Source organism: Hominimerdicola alba, from assembly GCF_900109655.1.
Classification (GTDB): Bacteria; Bacillota; Clostridia; order Oscillospirales; family Ruminococcaceae; genus Hominimerdicola; species Hominimerdicola alba_B.
The window spans coordinates 26,299-41,718 of the sequence record NZ_FOAT01000002.1 but is presented as its reverse complement, the minus strand read 5'-3'; the positions used below and the strand labels follow the sequence as shown (position 1 = coordinate 41,718).

Here is a 15,420-nt window from a genome sequence, read left to right as displayed (position 1 = left end):
TATGACAGACAAAGAGCTTGATAACAAGCTTGCAGCTGCTTTCGATAATGTTCGAGCTGACAGTTCTGTCAAAGCTCGCATTCGGAAAGGCTTAACAGGTGATGTTATGGAGAACAATAAGATAATCGTCAGCAGCACGGCAAAGGAAAACAGCAGTACGGATAAGATAAAAGTAAAGCGCCGCGGCAGGATCGCCGCAGCAGTCATCGCAGGCGTTTTAGCAGTGGGCGGAGGTTCATACCTGCTGAAAGGCGGGTTTGACTGGGTCACACCACACAGGGATTCATCAGCGGCATATACCGACTTTATTGAATCCGCTTTGTATGAAAAATTCGGCTACTATTCAGATATATGGAAACTTCCGAACGGAAGATTCCTTATCAAACAGAGCTATGATGATTACGGTGAAATCAAAATTCCCAATGACTATGAATGGTGTGAAAATCATTATTTTATTTTTGACCCTGTAACGGAATCAGTGATTGGCGATGAGATAGTATCTCATTTTTGCAGTGTAGAAATATACGAAAACTGTATAGGTATATGGTATGTCGAACAGCCTCAGGACCCGGATACTCCCATTAAAATAAAAGGTTCGCTTTTCGATTTCGACCTTAATCCGATAAAGGAAAACATCAGATTTGACCTCAACGACAGCCAAATACCGTGTATGCCTATGGTATCCGACAATAACGATATATATATTGCGGGCTTAAACTATGAGACCGATAAGGAAAAACTGTCGGTATATGATATTGACGGCAATACTATATATGAAAGTGACGTGGTCTACCACATAGACAGCTGTACCCTTGCCAAGTGTGGCAAATACTTCTATTACACTATTCAGGATGAGGATGATGAAGCTGAAATTATTAAAGGCATAGCCATCAGCGATGGTTATACCGATTGTGAACATACCGACAGCATATATAACAGCGATTCTGTAACTGACGAATATGAACCGCTGTATTTTGACATCGGAAAGTATCTGTACACCGTTTACTACACTGAAAGCGGCAAGCAGATGATAAGACGCATAGATATGACAGGCAAAGAAGAACTTTATTTCGGCGAACCTGAAGATGTTATCAACTATATCGGATTCATGCCTGAATATTACTATGTTTCAAATGACGGAAGATATCTGTTCACTTGCTCTTTGGAAAATCTGGAATCGTCCATATCATACGTCAATGTTTACGATATAGAGAACAATTTCAAAAAGGTATATGAAAAAACGATGTATGAAGCAGGCAGATGTTTCACCCGTGATGGCTGTAATTTGCTTTTCAATGAAGCCTCAGGCAATGTGTGCTTAGGCGATATTCATGAAAAAGGTGTTAATACACCGCGGCTTGAATCGACTTTATGCTTCAATATTTTCGGAAAAGAGTATCCGGAATTCGACATAAAAAATATCGAAAAGAACGACACAACAGATACAACAGACACAACAAATACATCAGATACATCAGATGCTGCACATTATTTCAACGGCGAAGCTGTCGATGAACTGCCTGTATCGAATGAAGAACTGGGATTTGATCCCGATGCTGAACAGATAAGAGACAAGTTCGATTCAAATTCGTATATATGGAGATTGTCAAACGGCGATCTGCTGGTAGGAAGGGATTTTAACAGACGCGCAGATGAAATTGGTATCACAGAAGATTCAGATTTCTATGTTTATATTTACGAGCCTGATACAAACTCGGTCAAGAGCATATTGACAACTAATTCCAAGGATTCGATATTGGTTCAGGTAGAGGAAAACTGCATAGTTTTTGTCAAACGCAAAGAAAATGCCAAGACTGATACCGAATATAACTACGAATTTTATGATCTTGATCTTGCACCCATCGAAAACAGTACATTCAGTTTCGATGCAGGACGTTCTGAACCTAAGCTCCTGATAACACCCGATAATAAATCGTATATATTTGGTTCGGACTCCTGTATTTACGACAGCAACGGCAGCGTTATCCATAAAATCGAAAATTCCGGTTATTTTTTTCAAAATATAAAAATATCGAAAAACGGCAAGTGCATCTATTACGCTTCAGCTAAAGACAATACCATAACTTTGCACACTGTTTCACTTGATGACGGATATGCTTATGCCGAATATACCTACGAAACATACAAAGATTGGGAACTTCCGTTATATTTTGACAGCGGAAAATATCTGTATCTCGTTTTCGGTGATAAAGACGGTAAACAGCAGTTCAGACGTATAGACATGACGGGCGATGAAGAACCTGTATACGGAACGCCCGAAGATGAGCTGGTATTTGATGAAATGGCGGGAGATAATAATGGAGATCAGTGCAATACTTTTGTAACAAAAGACGGTAAATATCTGTTTTTAAGTAACACTGGTGAATACAGCGGCGAACTTCGCATTTATGACATAGAGAACGAATTTAAGAAAGTTTACGAAACAAATATCGATAGCCGTATTATTCGCAGAGACGGTATGAATATACTTTACGATGAGACTACAGGTGATGTATGCCTGAACAGCAGTCATAATAACTGCTTCAACCTTTTCGGAAACGAGTATTCAAACTTAGGTTTGTCCTGATCTGTATTTCTGTATTACGACCCACCATAACAAAAAAATTTCCGCCCGCGCTGAGATTATAGCAAACGACATGAATTTTAACACTTATACCAGCCACAATTGCAAAAAGTAAAGCATCTGCGGTTGGTATAAGTGAAAATTTATATGTCGTTTACTATAACACTCGGCGCGGGCGCATTTTTTGCTGTGATTTTTACTAAAAAGACAAAAAAAGTTCTTTACAAATGTGGATAAATGTGTTATAATATTTTTTGTATATATCGAACAGAAAGGAGATATCTATGGCAGGCATGATATTCGACTCACATTGTCATTACGATGACAGAGCTTTTGACGAAGACAGATTTGAACTGCTGGACAAGCTGCTGGTGAGTGAGGGTCATGTTGTTGACAAGATGCTCCATGCGGCGGTAGATGAAAAGTCCTCGCTGTTTGGTATAGAAACGGCTGAAAGATACGTGAATTACTATACATCCATAGGCTTTCATCCAGAGTATGCCGACGATGTTCCCGATAATTATATGGAGATACTTAATGCGCTGTATGAAAAAGCGTCCGGTACAGGTAAACTCCGTGCAGTGGGCGAGATCGGTCTTGACCACCACTATGAGGGATACAACGCCGAAAAGCAGAAGACTCTTTTTACAGATCAGGTGAGATTTGCAAAGGAGAAGGAACTCCCCGTTATAATCCACTGCCGCGATGCGACGGAGGAATGTATGGGCGTTCTCAGTGAACTTCGACCTGCGGGCGTTATGCACTGTTTTTCGGGCTCGGCTGAAACGGCTGAGGAAGTCGTGGGACTGGGTATGTATATAGGATTCACGGGGGCGCTGGCTTTCAAGAACAACAAGAAAGCGAAACGCGCCTGCGAGGCAGTGCCGCTTGAACGGCTGCTGCTTGAAACGGATTGTCCCTACATGGCACCGCCGCCTTACAGAGGTGAGCGAAGCGACAGTTCGATGATAGCCGAGACTGCTAAGGTCATGGCGGAGATAAAAGGAGTTTCCGCGGAAGAGGTGCTTCGGGCAACTAACGAAAATGCCTGCAGGCTCTTCGGGATACGCTGACCGAAGCGATACTATAAATTTTGGAGATGAATGAATTGGCGGAGACACTGTATTTGGTGATACCATGTTATAACGAGGAGGAGATGCTGCCCATAACCGCAAAGGCTCTGATGAAAAAGATGGACGGGCTTATTGCTGAGGGCAAGGTGAGCAGTGAAAGCAAAGTAATGTTCGTGGACGACGGTTCAAAGGACAATACCTGGGAAGTTATACAGAAGCTTCACGATATGCCCCAGACAAACCTGTTTACGGGTATAAAGCTTTCAAGAAACAAGGGTCACCAGAATGCACTGCTGGCAGGACTTATGACTGCCAGACAATATGCGGACATACTGATATCTATGGACGCAGACTTACAGGACGATATCAATGCTATAGACGGTATGCTTGAAAAGCGTGCCGAGGGCTGTGAGATAGTATACGGTGTAAGGTCTTCAAGAGAGACCGATACGGCGTTCAAGAGGAACACAGCCAGAAGCTATTATAAAATGCTGGAATTCATGGGCGTTGAGATAACCTACGACCATGCTGATTACAGGCTGATGAGCAAGAGGGCTGTCGATGCACTTGCAGAGTTCAAGGAGGTAAACCTGTTCCTCAGAGGAATGGTACCTATGGTGGGCTTCAAGAGCGACATCGTTAAGTACGAAAGAAACGAGCGTGTAGCAGGCGAATCAAAGTATCCCCTGAAAAAGATGCTGGCTTTCGCAGTGGAAGGTATAACTTCACTTTCGGTAAAGCCCATAAGATTTATCACAGCACTTGGCGTTGTGATATTCCTCGTTTCCATCATCATGCTGATATATTTCCTGATAGCAAAGGCAGTAGGCGATACTGTCAGGGGCTGGGCTTCAACGATAGTATCCGTATGGGCTATAGGCGGATTACAGATGCTGGCGATAGGAGTCATCGGCGAATATATCGGCAAGATATATCTTGAAACAAAGGCAAGACCTAAGTTTATAGTTGATATAAACTTAGAAGAAACACAGGCGTGAAAACAAACCTAAATTGATTTAAAAAGGAGTAAAAGAAAATGGCTGAGAATTTACACATATCGGGAACAGTAACCAAGGAAAAGATAGACAATACCGCACTGGTAGAAGCTATCAATGATATGAGAAAGGCATTCAGTGCAGATACTCAGAACAAGGTAATTAATACCGCACTGAGATCTACATTCCTTGTACCCGCTATCATCGAAAAGGGTCAGGAGCTGGTTGCTGACCAGAACAACCACGTACAGTTCAAGGACAAGCAGGAAGCTAAGTTCATGCTGGTAAACAAGCCTATCCGCGATGAGCAGGGCAACCAGACAGGTTCTGTATCTTTCTTCCCCGTATTCACCGATGCTGAGGAGCTGAAGAAGCTGAACACAGACCAGCTGTACAGACCTTTCGCTATGAAGTTCAGCGATATCGCTTACCTGACAGAGAGCACTCCCAACGTTGAAGGCTTTGTTATCAATCCCTTCACCAAGGAGCACAACCTGCCTTTCACCAAGCCTATGCTGGAATCCATCAAGCAGACCCTTATCAACTTCAAGAAGACCAAGGACGCTGCTATGGCTGCCGCTGCTGAAGCTGAGGCTCAGGAGGCTGCTGAGGGCGAAAAGCCTGACATCACTGTATCTTCTTCCGAAGAGCAGTAAGGCTTAGATACCACGATCATTACGGTCGGGACGGCGGTGCAGCAAAGGGTATCCGATGATATCCTTTGCCTGCGAACTGTTCCGACCATTTTTGCGGAGGGAACAACATGAGATACATATACTGTCCGCAGTGCGGAAGAAAACTGGTGGAAAGACCTGCGGGCGATGAGGGTCTTGTGCCCTACTGCGAGGGCTGTGAAAAACTGTGGTTCGATACTTTCCCAAGCTGTTCCATAGTTCTGGTCGCTAACGAGTTCGATGAGATAGCGCTGCTGAGACAAAATTATATGTCGGACAGATATACTACATTTGTTTCGGGCTATATAACTCCCGGTGAGAACGCCGAACAGACAGCAGTAAGGGAAGTCGCCGAAGAGATAGGCATTAATGTTGAAAACCTCGATTACGCAGGTACTTACTGGTTTGAAAAACAGGGACTTCTTATGCACGGCTTCATCACAAGGGTTAAAAAACAGCCCCTGGTACTGTCATCAGAGGTGGACTGGGCTGACTGGGTGCCCGCTGAAAAAGTGATAGAGACTATATTCCCCGACTCCCCAGGAAATGCAGCTTTTGCAATCTATAAAAAATTCATGGGCGAGTATTTCGGTAAAAAATGACCCCCGCATCGGAAAGGACGATTAACAATGGCTCTTGACGGAGTATTTCTGAGTGAGATAAAAAAGGAACTCATGCCGCTTATCGGCGGAAGAGTGGATAAGATACATCAGCCCTCAAAAGGCGAGCTGCTTTTTGCACTGCGCACCTATGACGGTCTTAAAAAACTGCTGATAAATACGGTGGCAGGCACAGCAAGACTTCACCTGACAAATGCGGATATCGAAAACCCGAAACAGCCCCCCATGTTCTGTATGCTGATGAGAAAGCACCTTTCGGGTGCAAAACTCGTGGGCATAAGACAGCCCGATTTCGAGCGTGTTATCATGATGGATTTCGATGCTACCAACGAACTGGGCGATATGGTAAGGCTGACGGTGACCGTTGAACTCATGGGCAGAAGAGCGAATCTCCTGCTTACAGATGAGAACGGAAAAGTTATAGACAGCATCAAGCGCGTGTCTACCGAAGTTTCCGAGACCCCGGTGCTTCCCGGAGTTGTCTATACCCTCCCCGAAAGCGACGGCAGACTTTCCCTGACGGAATGTTCAAGGGAAGAGTTTGAAGAAAAACTGGCAGAGTCCTCAAAACAGGAACTCTCAAAGGGCATAATGAAGACCCTGCAGGGCATCTCCCCCGTATTCGCAAGAGAATGTGCTTTCTTTACCTCACATTCAGCCGAAGTGACCGTGGGCGAAATGACCCCTGACCATAAGGACAGACTGTGGTTCTATATCAAAAAGATCAGAGAACAGATCGACAATAGCGATAATAAATTCACCGTGATAAAGACCACAAGCGGCGAACTGAAAGATTTCTGTTTCTGCAATATAGATCAGTACGGCGGACTTATGGTGACAAAGCAGTTTGAAAGCCCCTCCGCCCTGCTGGATTATTTCTATTCCGAAAGAGATAGCCTTTCCCGTACAAGACAAAAGGCTCAGGACCTTTTCAGACTTCTGGCGAATACCATCGACAGAACGGAATCAAGGGTAAAAAATCAACAGCTTGAACTGAAAGACTGCGCTAAAAGAGAACAGCTGAAACAGTACGGCGACCTCATTACCGCAAACCTCTATACCCTCGAAAAAGGCATGACAGAGGCTAAACTCATAAACTTCTATGACCCCGAACAGGTCGAAGTCACAGTAAAACTCGATAAGCGCCTGACCCCTGTCCAGAACGCCCAGAAGTATTTTAAAGAATACCGCAAACTGGATACCGCGGAGAAAGTCCTGCAAAAACTGATAGCCCAAGGCGAAGAGGAAGCAAAATACCTCGATACCGTCCTCGATGCCCTCACCCGTGCAAGAACGGAGGGCGATATTGCCGCACTCCGACAGGAACTTACCGAACAGGGATATATCAGCCGAAGCAGACAGAAAGGCAAACCGCCGAAAGCACTTCCGCCGATGAAATTCAAGTCCAGCGAGGGATATGAGATCCGCGTGGGAAGAAATAATGCCCAGAACGACAGACTGACTTGTAAAGATTCCAAAAAGACCGATGTGTGGCTCCATGCAAAAGATATCACAGGCTGTCACGTAATAATCAGCTGTCCCGACAGAGGAGAAGCCGCAAAGTTCACCCCAGATGAACTTCCACCCGACCGTACCATAGAAGAAGCAGCGATGATAGCGGCATACTATTCAAAAGCGAAGAATTCATCGAGATGTGATGTGGACTATACCTTTGTAAAATTCGTAAAGAAACCAGCGGGATCGAAACCGGGCATGGTTATATTCACACATAACTATACGATAACGGTAAAGCCGGATGAAGAGATAGTGCAGGGATTGGAAAATCAATAAGCGCGGTAACAAACCTGCGCACTAAACAAACTATGCCGCGAATCAAAGCGCGCGGTCAAGCCTCGCGCTAGCAGGCTTGCGGAGAGCTCGAGAGGCAGAGCCTCTCGGTCAAGGCACAAAAGCGAAGCGGCAACTAAGCAATAAATAAAACAGCTACCTTCCGACTAAATAGGGCGCGGCAATAAAAAAATCGAGCGTGGACAAATCAACCGTCCACGCTCTTTCTATTTGCGGATATTATTGCCGCGCCCGTCATCGGACAGCGAAGCGTCTCCGATGACTCGACCCGCCAGGGGCGACAAGTCCCCGCACAAACCCGAGAAATGAGGTGCGACACCCCCACACACAAACTGTCCGCATAAATATGACATTATGCACCATCAAACGCTGCTATCTTCCGCATAACAATTCACCCCAACAAACAAAAATATGTTCATTTTGTTTCCGCAGAACCCCACAAAATCAAAAAAAGTCAAGTACCAGGGACGTTATGCACAAACAACTCGGGTTAAATTTGTTTAACAATATCTTTACAATTGCGAAAAAATATGTTATAATATATATACCCGAAACGAAAACTTTCGCATTAAAATGATCTTTGCAGGGCAGGATTATGTTAAACGACATAAATTTTCTTACTTATCCCAACCACAGCTACAAAAAGCATAGCATCTGCGGTCGGTCTAAGTGAAAATTTATATGTCGTTTACCATATAAATACCAACCCTGTTATCTAAAAGGAGGAATATTCACAATGGAAGAGCGTTTGCAGACTATACAGTCGGTCAAGAATAAAAAGGTGCAGATAGGAGTTATCCCGGGGCATTTTGCTACGAACCACTCCCACGTAAATTATTATGTTGACATGACATCAATAAAGACCAGCCTGAAGATGGCAAAGGAAGCCGCTCAGGAGCTTGGCAGCACTTATGCCAACACCAATATCGAAACGATAATCTGTCTTGAAGGTACAGAGATTCTCGGCGGTTTTCTGGCTGAATATCTTTCTCAGGCGGGCATAAACAAAGGCGAGGATATCAACCTCATCACCCCCGAACTCAACGCCGTTAATCAGATGATCTTCCGCGACAACACGCAGAAGAAGGTATGGGGCAAGCAGATACTCCTTCTGATATCCAGCGCTTCGACAGGTAAGAGTATCAGGCGTGCTGTTGATTGTCTGCAGTACTACAACGGCAAGCTTGCAGCTGTTGGCGCGATATTCTCGGCTATCGAAAAGTTTGACGATATCCCGATACACGCGCTGTTCACCGACAAGGATCTTCCCAACTATCAGACTTTCCCCGCTAATGTGTGCCCCATGTGCAAAAACAGCCAGAAAGTCGATGCTCTGATAAACAGTTTCGGTTATTCCAAACTTTGATGATTTTTCACGGATGCGGTTGTTTTTCAACAGCATCCGTGTTTTTTTGTTGAAAACTTTTCCGCGATTGCGGAGAAATAAATCGTCCCTTGATGTTGCATGATCTTATATTTATGCGGATAGTTTGTAGCGGTGACTTCGTCGACCGCGTGACGCGCCTTTTGACAGGGCGGAAGTTCACTATTATTTAAACACAAAGATATTTTCTATCGGCGCATTTTTTTCATCCCATTCCTCATCAATATCATTATCCTGTAATCCAAAACTAATACCGGGAAGATCTTTTATTATATATACCATCTCGATGATCTGCCCGCTTTCTACAGGTTTCCCAATGTACTTTTCAACATCCCTCAGATAAGAACCAATACCGACCTTTCCATTTACTTTACCTTTGAAATCATTGCGTACCATTATCTGTATCAGTTCTCCATTTTCAAACCAGAAAATAATATCAGCTGTGATTATTTTTTTCACATAGTTATTATCAGCTGTTTTATATGGTATGTTTTCAATACGAAGGAGTTCAATAATACCATCATAACCTGCACCTATATCGTATCTGCCCACACTTTTACCGGGAATTATTTCATATGGATCCATTTTTAACCCTCCTGAAATTAATTATAATGCCCTAATAGCAAAACAAATTACTTACTACCTGTAATTCGCAGTATAAGTATATCATGTTGGGTATAGATTGTCAATAATCAGCACTCGGTTCAGGCATAAAACAGCTTAGTTTATTTAGTACGCAGGTTAATTACCGCGCCTTATAACCTTGTCAACCCCTAACAAAAACTTCTATGTTTTACACAACCCCATTTTAATTTTTTTGTTTACTCCACTATACAAACTCTTTAATCTGCATCCGTAAAACCCCTATGATTCGGGAAATTTTCGTATCTGTTACAGTTTTTTGTTACTATTTGCCCGCGTTAAGTAACAAACGGTTAAAAAACGGTAACAAGAACTTTTTTGGACAGTTGAAACTCAACATCCCCATTTTCAAAATTGTTGAAAACTCTGTTGAAACTGTTGAAAAGAGGGTGTATAAACTGCTATAACCCCATTTTATTGTTGAAAACTTTTCCCGTTTCAACAATCGTCCTTTTTTTCTCCCATTAGTGTTACCAAGTTGTAATCAAAGAGTTACACAGCCTGTCCCAAAAGACGTACTTCAAACACCCATCGTCAATTTGACATCCGTATTCAACTGTAATAAAACAGTAATAAAAATGACATTCCGATAACGCGGAAAAATCCATTTTTGGGCGTTTTCGCGACGCTTTACAAAAAATTCACAATATAAAATCTATCTTAAATCGATTACAGCTGTTGAAAATTCTGCCGTTTTCTGGTACAATTGTGGAAACACCTGAATTTTATCCTACGGAGGTACCATCATGAGTATAACCTACAACGAAAAAGAACGTTCATTCAAACTTCGCGCCAATAACACCGACTATATGTTCAAGGTGATAAACGGCGAATATCTCGGCCATGTTTACTACGGCAAAAAAGTCCCCGATGAGGATATGGACTGGCTGCTGCGCTTTGACGAAAGCCCTTTCACCCCCGAGAAAAACAACCGTGACAGAGCTGTTTATCTCGATACCACACCCTTTGAATATCCATGCTTCGGTATCGGCGATTACCGTGAAAGCACATTGAAGATACTTGACAGCGATGGTATGTCCACCTGTGACCTCAGATATGTGAGCCACAGGATTTTCGACGGCAAGCCCGCTCTTGAGGGTATGCCCGCAACTTTCGCCACCGAAAAAAGTCCCGCCCAGACCCTTGAAGTCACCATGAAAGATGCCCACACAGGTCTTGAAGCTGTGCTGGTATATTCGGTATTTGAAAAACTCGATGTCATCACAAGGTCGGTGAGGTTCAAAAATACTTCTGATAAGCCAATCAAGCTGACCCGCGCCCTTTCAGCCTGTGTTGAATTCGATACCGATAAATTTGATATGATAACTCTGAACGGCTCATGGGCTAGAGAACGCCATATCGAGCGCGCTCCCCTTCACCACGGCAAACAGAGCATCGATTCCTGCCGCGGTGAATCCTCCCACCAGAACAACCCCTTCGCCGCTCTATGCGAACATAACTCCGATGAAGACAGGGGCGAGGTGTTCGGTTTCAACTTTGTCTACTCGGGAAATTTCATCGCTCAGGCAGAAGTCACACAGCACAAAAAGACCCGCTTTGTTATGGGCATAAATCCCCTTGATTTTGAATGGCTCCTTGAATCGGGCGAAACTTTCACCGCCCCCGAAGTTGTTATGGTACACTCCGATGAGGGCATAGGTAAAATGTCCAGAATTTTCCATGACCTCTACCGCGAGAACCTTATCCGCGGCGAGTACAAAAACAAACGCCGCCCCATACTTATCAACAACTGGGAAGCTACCTACTTTGATTTCAACACCGATAAGATACTCTCCATCGCAAAGGAAGCTTCAAAGCTGGGTATTGAAATGCTTGTGCTTGATGACGGCTGGTTCGGTCACAGGGATTCCGATAATTCCTCTCTCGGCGACTGGTTCGTATACGAGAAGAAACTCCAGGGCGGCTTGAAGCACCTCGTTGATGAAGTAAACAAGCTGGGCATGAAGTTCGGTCTCTGGTTTGAACCCGAAATGGTCTCCCCCGATTCCGACCTCTACCGCGCCCACCCCGACTGGGCTATACAGATACAGGGCAGAGATATGACCCTCTGCCGCGAGCAGTACGTTCTGGATTACTCCCGCAAGGAAGTCCGCGACTACGTATACTCCATGATGAAGAATATCCTTGATAATGCCAACATCGAATACATCAAATGGGATATGAACCGCCAGCTCACCGAAGTTGGCTCAGCTGCTCTCCCCCCTGAAAGACAGCGGGAACTCTGGCACAGATACGTCCTAGGTGTATACGACCTCATGGGCAGGCTCACCACCGATTATCCCCATATCCTGCTGGAAAACTGCTCGGGCGGCGGCGCAAGGTTTGACCCAGGTATGCTCTATTTCTCCCCGCAGATATGGTGCTCCGACGATACCGACGCCATCGAGCGCCTTAAAATACAGCACGGCACTTCCATATGCTACCCCTGTTCGACGATGGGCGCACACGTTTCCGACTGCCCCAACCATACCGTCGGCAGAAACACTCCTTTCAGAACAAGGGGGCACGTTGCCATGGTGGGAACTTTCGGCTACGAACTCGATGTCACCCGTATCCCGCAGGAAGACAGGGATATGATACCCGCCCAGATAGATGAATTCAAAAAGTATAACCCCCTTGTACGCACAGGCGACCACTACCGCATAGGCAATATGTTTGAAGACAACACCTGGGACGCATGGATGTTCGTGGCAAAGGACAAGAGCGAAGCCCTGTTTGAATTCGTGCAGGTAATGGCAAGACCCAACTACCGCTCCCGCAGGATAAAGCTCAAAGGTCTCGACCCCGATGCTTACTACTATGAGGAAAGCGAGCCCGACAAGCTGATATCGGGTGCGGCACTTATGAACGCAGGTATCAACTGCGCAAAGATATGGGGTGTTGACGGCATAAGCGGCGACTACTCCTCTAAGATACTCCATTTTGTAAGGAAGTGACCCCATGGTACAAGGTTACAACTGCATGATAGTCCTCTCCCCCGAGGGCGACCGGTGGCTGATGTGCAAACGCCGCAAAGACCCCTACAAGGGGCTGTATAATCTGGTGGGCGGAAAGATAGAGCAGGGCGAAGAGGGCGAACACGCCGCCTACCGCGAACTCTTTGAGGAAACTTCCATAACCCGAGAACAGATACATCTTGAACGCCTTATGACTTTCGATTACCCCATGGACGGCTGTTATGTTGAAGTCTGGGCAGGTCAGCTGACTCAGCCCACCGAAGTCAGCGGCGATGAAAACGACCTTGAATGGCTGCCCCTCACCGAAGATTTCTTCGATATGAAAAAGTACGCAGGCGAGGGCAACATCGGTCATATGTTCGAGATACTGAAACTCCACCCCGAGCGATACTATATCAAATAATCTGACTACCCCTTTACCACACCACTTAATACGCCGGTATAATAATGATCACTAACTACGAAAGGAACTACCCATGACCTACCCCAACATCATCAAAGCCGAATTTCTCTCCCGCACCAACCGCTTTGTAGCCGAAGTCATTGTGGGCGGTCAGCAGGAAACAGTCCACGTAAAAAACACAGGTCGGTGCAAGGAACTCCTGATACCCGGCTGTGAAGTCTGGCTCACCGAGCCGAAAACCGAGGGCAGAAAGACCCGCTATGATCTGGTGGCTGTGAAAAAAAGCACGGGAGTACTTTTCAACATCGACAGTCAGGCGCCCAATAAGGTCATGCGTGAATGGCTGGATACTCGGGGCTTCGACAAAGTCACCCCCGAGTTCACCTACGGCGATTCCAGAATAGATTTTTATATGGAGCGTGGAAACGAAAAATATCTGCTGGAGATCAAAGGCTGTACCCTTGAATTCGACGGCATTGGGTACTTCCCCGATGCCCCCACCGAGCGTGGCGTAAAGCATATCCGCGAGCTGATAAAAGCTAAATCCAATGGCTTCAATGCCGCCATCGGATTTGTGATACAGATGGACGGAGTAACGGAAGTCCGCCCCAACACTGCCACCCACCCCGAATTCGGAACAGCCATGGAAGAAGCAAAAGCCGCAGGTGTGAAGGTACTGTTCTTCACCTGCCACACCGAACCCGACAAACTGGTCATCACAGGAATGAGAGAAGGCTAAAAAACACCGACAGGAAATTTTCAACCTGTCGGTGTTTTTTATGTTGAAAACTTTGCGTCCGAAATCCGTTCGTATACTATATTAATATACGGCACGAAAACAGTTGCCCCACCAAGAGTACCGCCGACAAAAATCACCCCGAATTTTTCAACACTAAATCCGGGTTTTCAACATTTCCTCTTGCTCACCACTATACTATTATAATACAGCGCCGCCGATCTCGCTGACCTCAATCCGTGGTATTCCTGATCGTTATGGTATACTCTATGCAGTCCCCCTTGTCGATGCGCTTCGCGGTAGCATCCACCCCCGCAAGCTTCATGACCTCCAACGCCTTGTTGACGGAGTTGAGATCACCCCGATCTTTTCAACACTAAGCTTAAGTTTTCAACATATCCGCCAGCCCACACCGATACTATTATAATATACCGCCGCTGATCTCGTGGACCTCAATCCGTGGTATTCCTGATAGTGATGGTATACTCTATGCAGTCCCCCTTGTCGATGCGCTTCGCGGTGGCATCCACGCCAGCCAGCTTCATGACTTCCAGTGCCTTGTTGACGGAGTTGAAAAACAGCCTGACATCTTTCAGCATGACAGCGCGTTTCTCGTAGCTGGACTTTTTCAGCTCTTCCCTTTCCAGTCGGGCTATGTACTTTTCCAGCGCGTCCACCGTCCAGCCGCCCCCTATGGTCTTCGCCAGTATCTCTTTTCGCAGACCGTCGTCCGTAATTTTCAGCAAAGCCCGCGCATGGCGCTCGCTCAGACCGTGCTCGATTATCAGCTGCTGCTCCTCTCGGCTCAGTTTCAGCAGACGAAGTTTGTTTGCTATGGTGGACTGCGCCATGCCCAGCTTGATGGAGACCTCCTCCCGCGTGACTTCCCTGCCGTCTATCAGCGCACTTATGGCGATGGCTTCTTCAAAACAGTTCAGATCACTTCGCTGGATATTTTCAAGCAAAGCCAGCACCGCCGATCGTCCGCGGTCAGCCTTGATGATAATGCACGGCACTGTCTTCAGCCCCGCCAGCTTCGCGGCACGCAGTCGCCTTTCGCCAGATATCAGCTCGATATCGTCTTCAACTCGCCTAACCGTCAGCGGCTGGATAATGCCGTTGGCGGTTATGCTTTTCGCCAGCGAGGTCAGTTCTTCGGCTGAAAAATGTTTCCGCGGCTGAGACGGGTTCGGGTGAATGTCCCCCACCCCTATGTCAACTACTCTGCCGAGTTCACGCAGTTCTTCCTCGGGACGTTCCTGCACCTCCACAAATGCCTTGGTTATAAAGTCGGTTATCCTGTTCATTCTCCTGCCTCCTTTTCGTTAAGATGATTTTACCACAGCCGCCGCAGATTTTCCATACACCTATGTCCAGAATATTTCGCCTTTTGCCGACACCCTTTTGCGACTCTCCTTTCGTTGCGACAGCACTCCCTGTTTTCAGCGGAAGATTTGTCGGTTGAAAAGATTTCTGGTCGGCGGCAAAATGTTCCACGTGGAACAATCCCACTCCAAAATCA

The 15,420-nt window shown here is 45.8% G+C and carries 13 protein-coding genes; 10 read left to right on the top strand and 3 right to left on the bottom strand.

What is annotated here, in order from left to right; all coding sequences use genetic code 11:
• Nucleotide 1 precedes the first annotated feature (1 nt).
• The 7 genes from BMY75_RS02180 to BMY75_RS02150 all read left to right on the top strand — a co-directional run bounded on the left by BMY75_RS02180 (nucleotide 2) and on the right by BMY75_RS02150 (nucleotide 9,121).
• Complete coding sequence (locus BMY75_RS02180; protein WP_074829115.1) at nucleotides 2-2,587, top strand: TolB-like translocation protein; 2,586 nt, start codon at nucleotides 2-4, stop codon at nucleotides 2,585-2,587.
• Nucleotides 2,588-2,868: 281 nt separating this feature from the next.
• Entirely contained in the window at nucleotides 2,869-3,657 is a 789-nt protein-coding gene (locus tag BMY75_RS02175; protein WP_074829112.1) for a TatD family hydrolase, read from the top strand.
• A 35-nt stretch (nucleotides 3,658-3,692) separates the two neighbouring features.
• A complete protein-coding gene (locus tag BMY75_RS02170; RefSeq protein WP_074829109.1) occupies nucleotides 3,693-4,655 on the top strand; it encodes a glycosyltransferase family 2 protein in 963 nt (320 codons plus the stop codon).
• A 38-nt stretch (nucleotides 4,656-4,693) separates the two neighbouring features.
• Nucleotides 4,694-5,308, top strand: coding sequence for an SseB family protein (locus BMY75_RS02165; RefSeq protein WP_074829106.1), 615 nt, complete (start codon nucleotides 4,694-4,696; stop codon nucleotides 5,306-5,308).
• A gap of 107 nt (nucleotides 5,309-5,415) precedes the next feature.
• Entirely contained in the window at nucleotides 5,416-5,928 is a 513-nt protein-coding gene (locus BMY75_RS02160) for an NAD(+) diphosphatase (RefSeq protein ID WP_074829102.1), read from the top strand.
• A 27-nt stretch (nucleotides 5,929-5,955) separates the two neighbouring features.
• The gene (locus tag BMY75_RS02155) at nucleotides 5,956-7,737 is read left to right on the top strand and encodes an Rqc2 family fibronectin-binding protein (RefSeq protein WP_074829096.1); all 1,782 of its coding nucleotides are present in this window, start codon (nucleotides 5,956-5,958) and stop codon (nucleotides 7,735-7,737) included.
• Nucleotides 7,738-8,491: 754 nt separating this feature from the next.
• Nucleotides 8,492-9,121, top strand: a complete 630-nt coding sequence (locus BMY75_RS02150; protein WP_074829092.1) for a type I phosphoribosyltransferase — start codon at nucleotides 8,492-8,494, stop codon at nucleotides 9,119-9,121.
• Between the two features lie 183 nt (nucleotides 9,122-9,304).
• On the opposite strand, the gene BMY75_RS02145 is transcribed toward BMY75_RS02150, so the two are convergent.
• Nucleotides 9,305-9,724, bottom strand: a complete 420-nt coding sequence (locus BMY75_RS02145; protein WP_074829089.1) for a hypothetical protein — start codon at nucleotides 9,722-9,724, stop codon at nucleotides 9,305-9,307.
• 803 nt (nucleotides 9,725-10,527) lie between these two features.
• On the opposite strand from BMY75_RS02145, the gene BMY75_RS02140 reads away from it, so the two are divergent.
• The 3 genes from BMY75_RS02140 to sfsA all read left to right on the top strand — a co-directional run bounded on the left by BMY75_RS02140 (nucleotide 10,528) and on the right by sfsA (nucleotide 13,901).
• Nucleotides 10,528-12,738, top strand: coding sequence for an alpha-galactosidase (locus BMY75_RS02140; protein ID WP_074829086.1), 2,211 nt, complete (start codon nucleotides 10,528-10,530; stop codon nucleotides 12,736-12,738).
• 4 nt (nucleotides 12,739-12,742) lie between these two features.
• The gene (locus BMY75_RS02135; protein WP_074829083.1) at nucleotides 12,743-13,162 is read left to right on the top strand and encodes an NUDIX hydrolase; all 420 of its coding nucleotides are present in this window, start codon (nucleotides 12,743-12,745) and stop codon (nucleotides 13,160-13,162) included.
• 73 nt (nucleotides 13,163-13,235) lie between these two features.
• A complete protein-coding gene (gene sfsA / locus BMY75_RS02130; RefSeq protein WP_074829080.1) occupies nucleotides 13,236-13,901 on the top strand; it encodes a DNA/RNA nuclease SfsA in 666 nt (221 codons plus the stop codon).
• Nucleotides 13,902-14,350: 449 nt separating this feature from the next.
• Here the strand turns inward: sfsA and BMY75_RS02125 are convergent, their stop codons facing one another.
• The gene (locus BMY75_RS02125; RefSeq protein WP_074829075.1) at nucleotides 14,351-15,205 is read right to left on the bottom strand and encodes a ParB/RepB/Spo0J family partition protein; all 855 of its coding nucleotides are present in this window, start codon (nucleotides 15,203-15,205) and stop codon (nucleotides 14,351-14,353) included.
• Nucleotides 15,132-15,420, bottom strand: a 289-nt coding sequence (locus tag BMY75_RS18210) for a hypothetical protein (protein WP_207646252.1), incomplete at its 5' end; no start/stop codon positions are given. The genes BMY75_RS18210 and BMY75_RS02125, both read right to left, overlap by 74 nt.

Bases quoted from the DNA above. Each gene is read 5' to 3' on its own strand.
- BMY75_RS02125 (WP_074829075.1), bottom strand. From the start codon at position 15,205: ATGAACAGGATAACCGACTTTATAACCAAGGCATTTGTGGAGGTGCAG.
- BMY75_RS02175 (WP_074829112.1), top strand. From the start codon at position 2,869: ATGGCAGGCATGATATTCGACTCACATTGTCATTACGATGACAGAGCT.
- BMY75_RS02135 (WP_074829083.1), top strand. From the start codon at position 12,743: ATGGTACAAGGTTACAACTGCATGATAGTCCTCTCCCCCGAGGGCGAC.
- BMY75_RS02180 (WP_074829115.1), top strand. From the start codon at position 2: ATGACAGACAAAGAGCTTGATAACAAGCTTGCAGCTGCTTTCGATAAT.
- BMY75_RS02145 (WP_074829089.1), bottom strand. From the start codon at position 9,724: ATGGATCCATATGAAATAATTCCCGGTAAAAGTGTGGGCAGATACGAT.
- BMY75_RS02165 (WP_074829106.1), top strand. From the start codon at position 4,694: ATGGCTGAGAATTTACACATATCGGGAACAGTAACCAAGGAAAAGATA.
- BMY75_RS02150 (WP_074829092.1), top strand. From the start codon at position 8,492: ATGGAAGAGCGTTTGCAGACTATACAGTCGGTCAAGAATAAAAAGGTG.
- BMY75_RS02140 (WP_074829086.1), top strand. From the start codon at position 10,528: ATGAGTATAACCTACAACGAAAAAGAACGTTCATTCAAACTTCGCGCC.
- BMY75_RS02155 (WP_074829096.1), top strand. From the start codon at position 5,956: ATGGCTCTTGACGGAGTATTTCTGAGTGAGATAAAAAAGGAACTCATG.
- sfsA (WP_074829080.1), top strand. From the start codon at position 13,236: ATGACCTACCCCAACATCATCAAAGCCGAATTTCTCTCCCGCACCAAC.
- BMY75_RS02160 (WP_074829102.1), top strand. From the start codon at position 5,416: ATGAGATACATATACTGTCCGCAGTGCGGAAGAAAACTGGTGGAAAGA.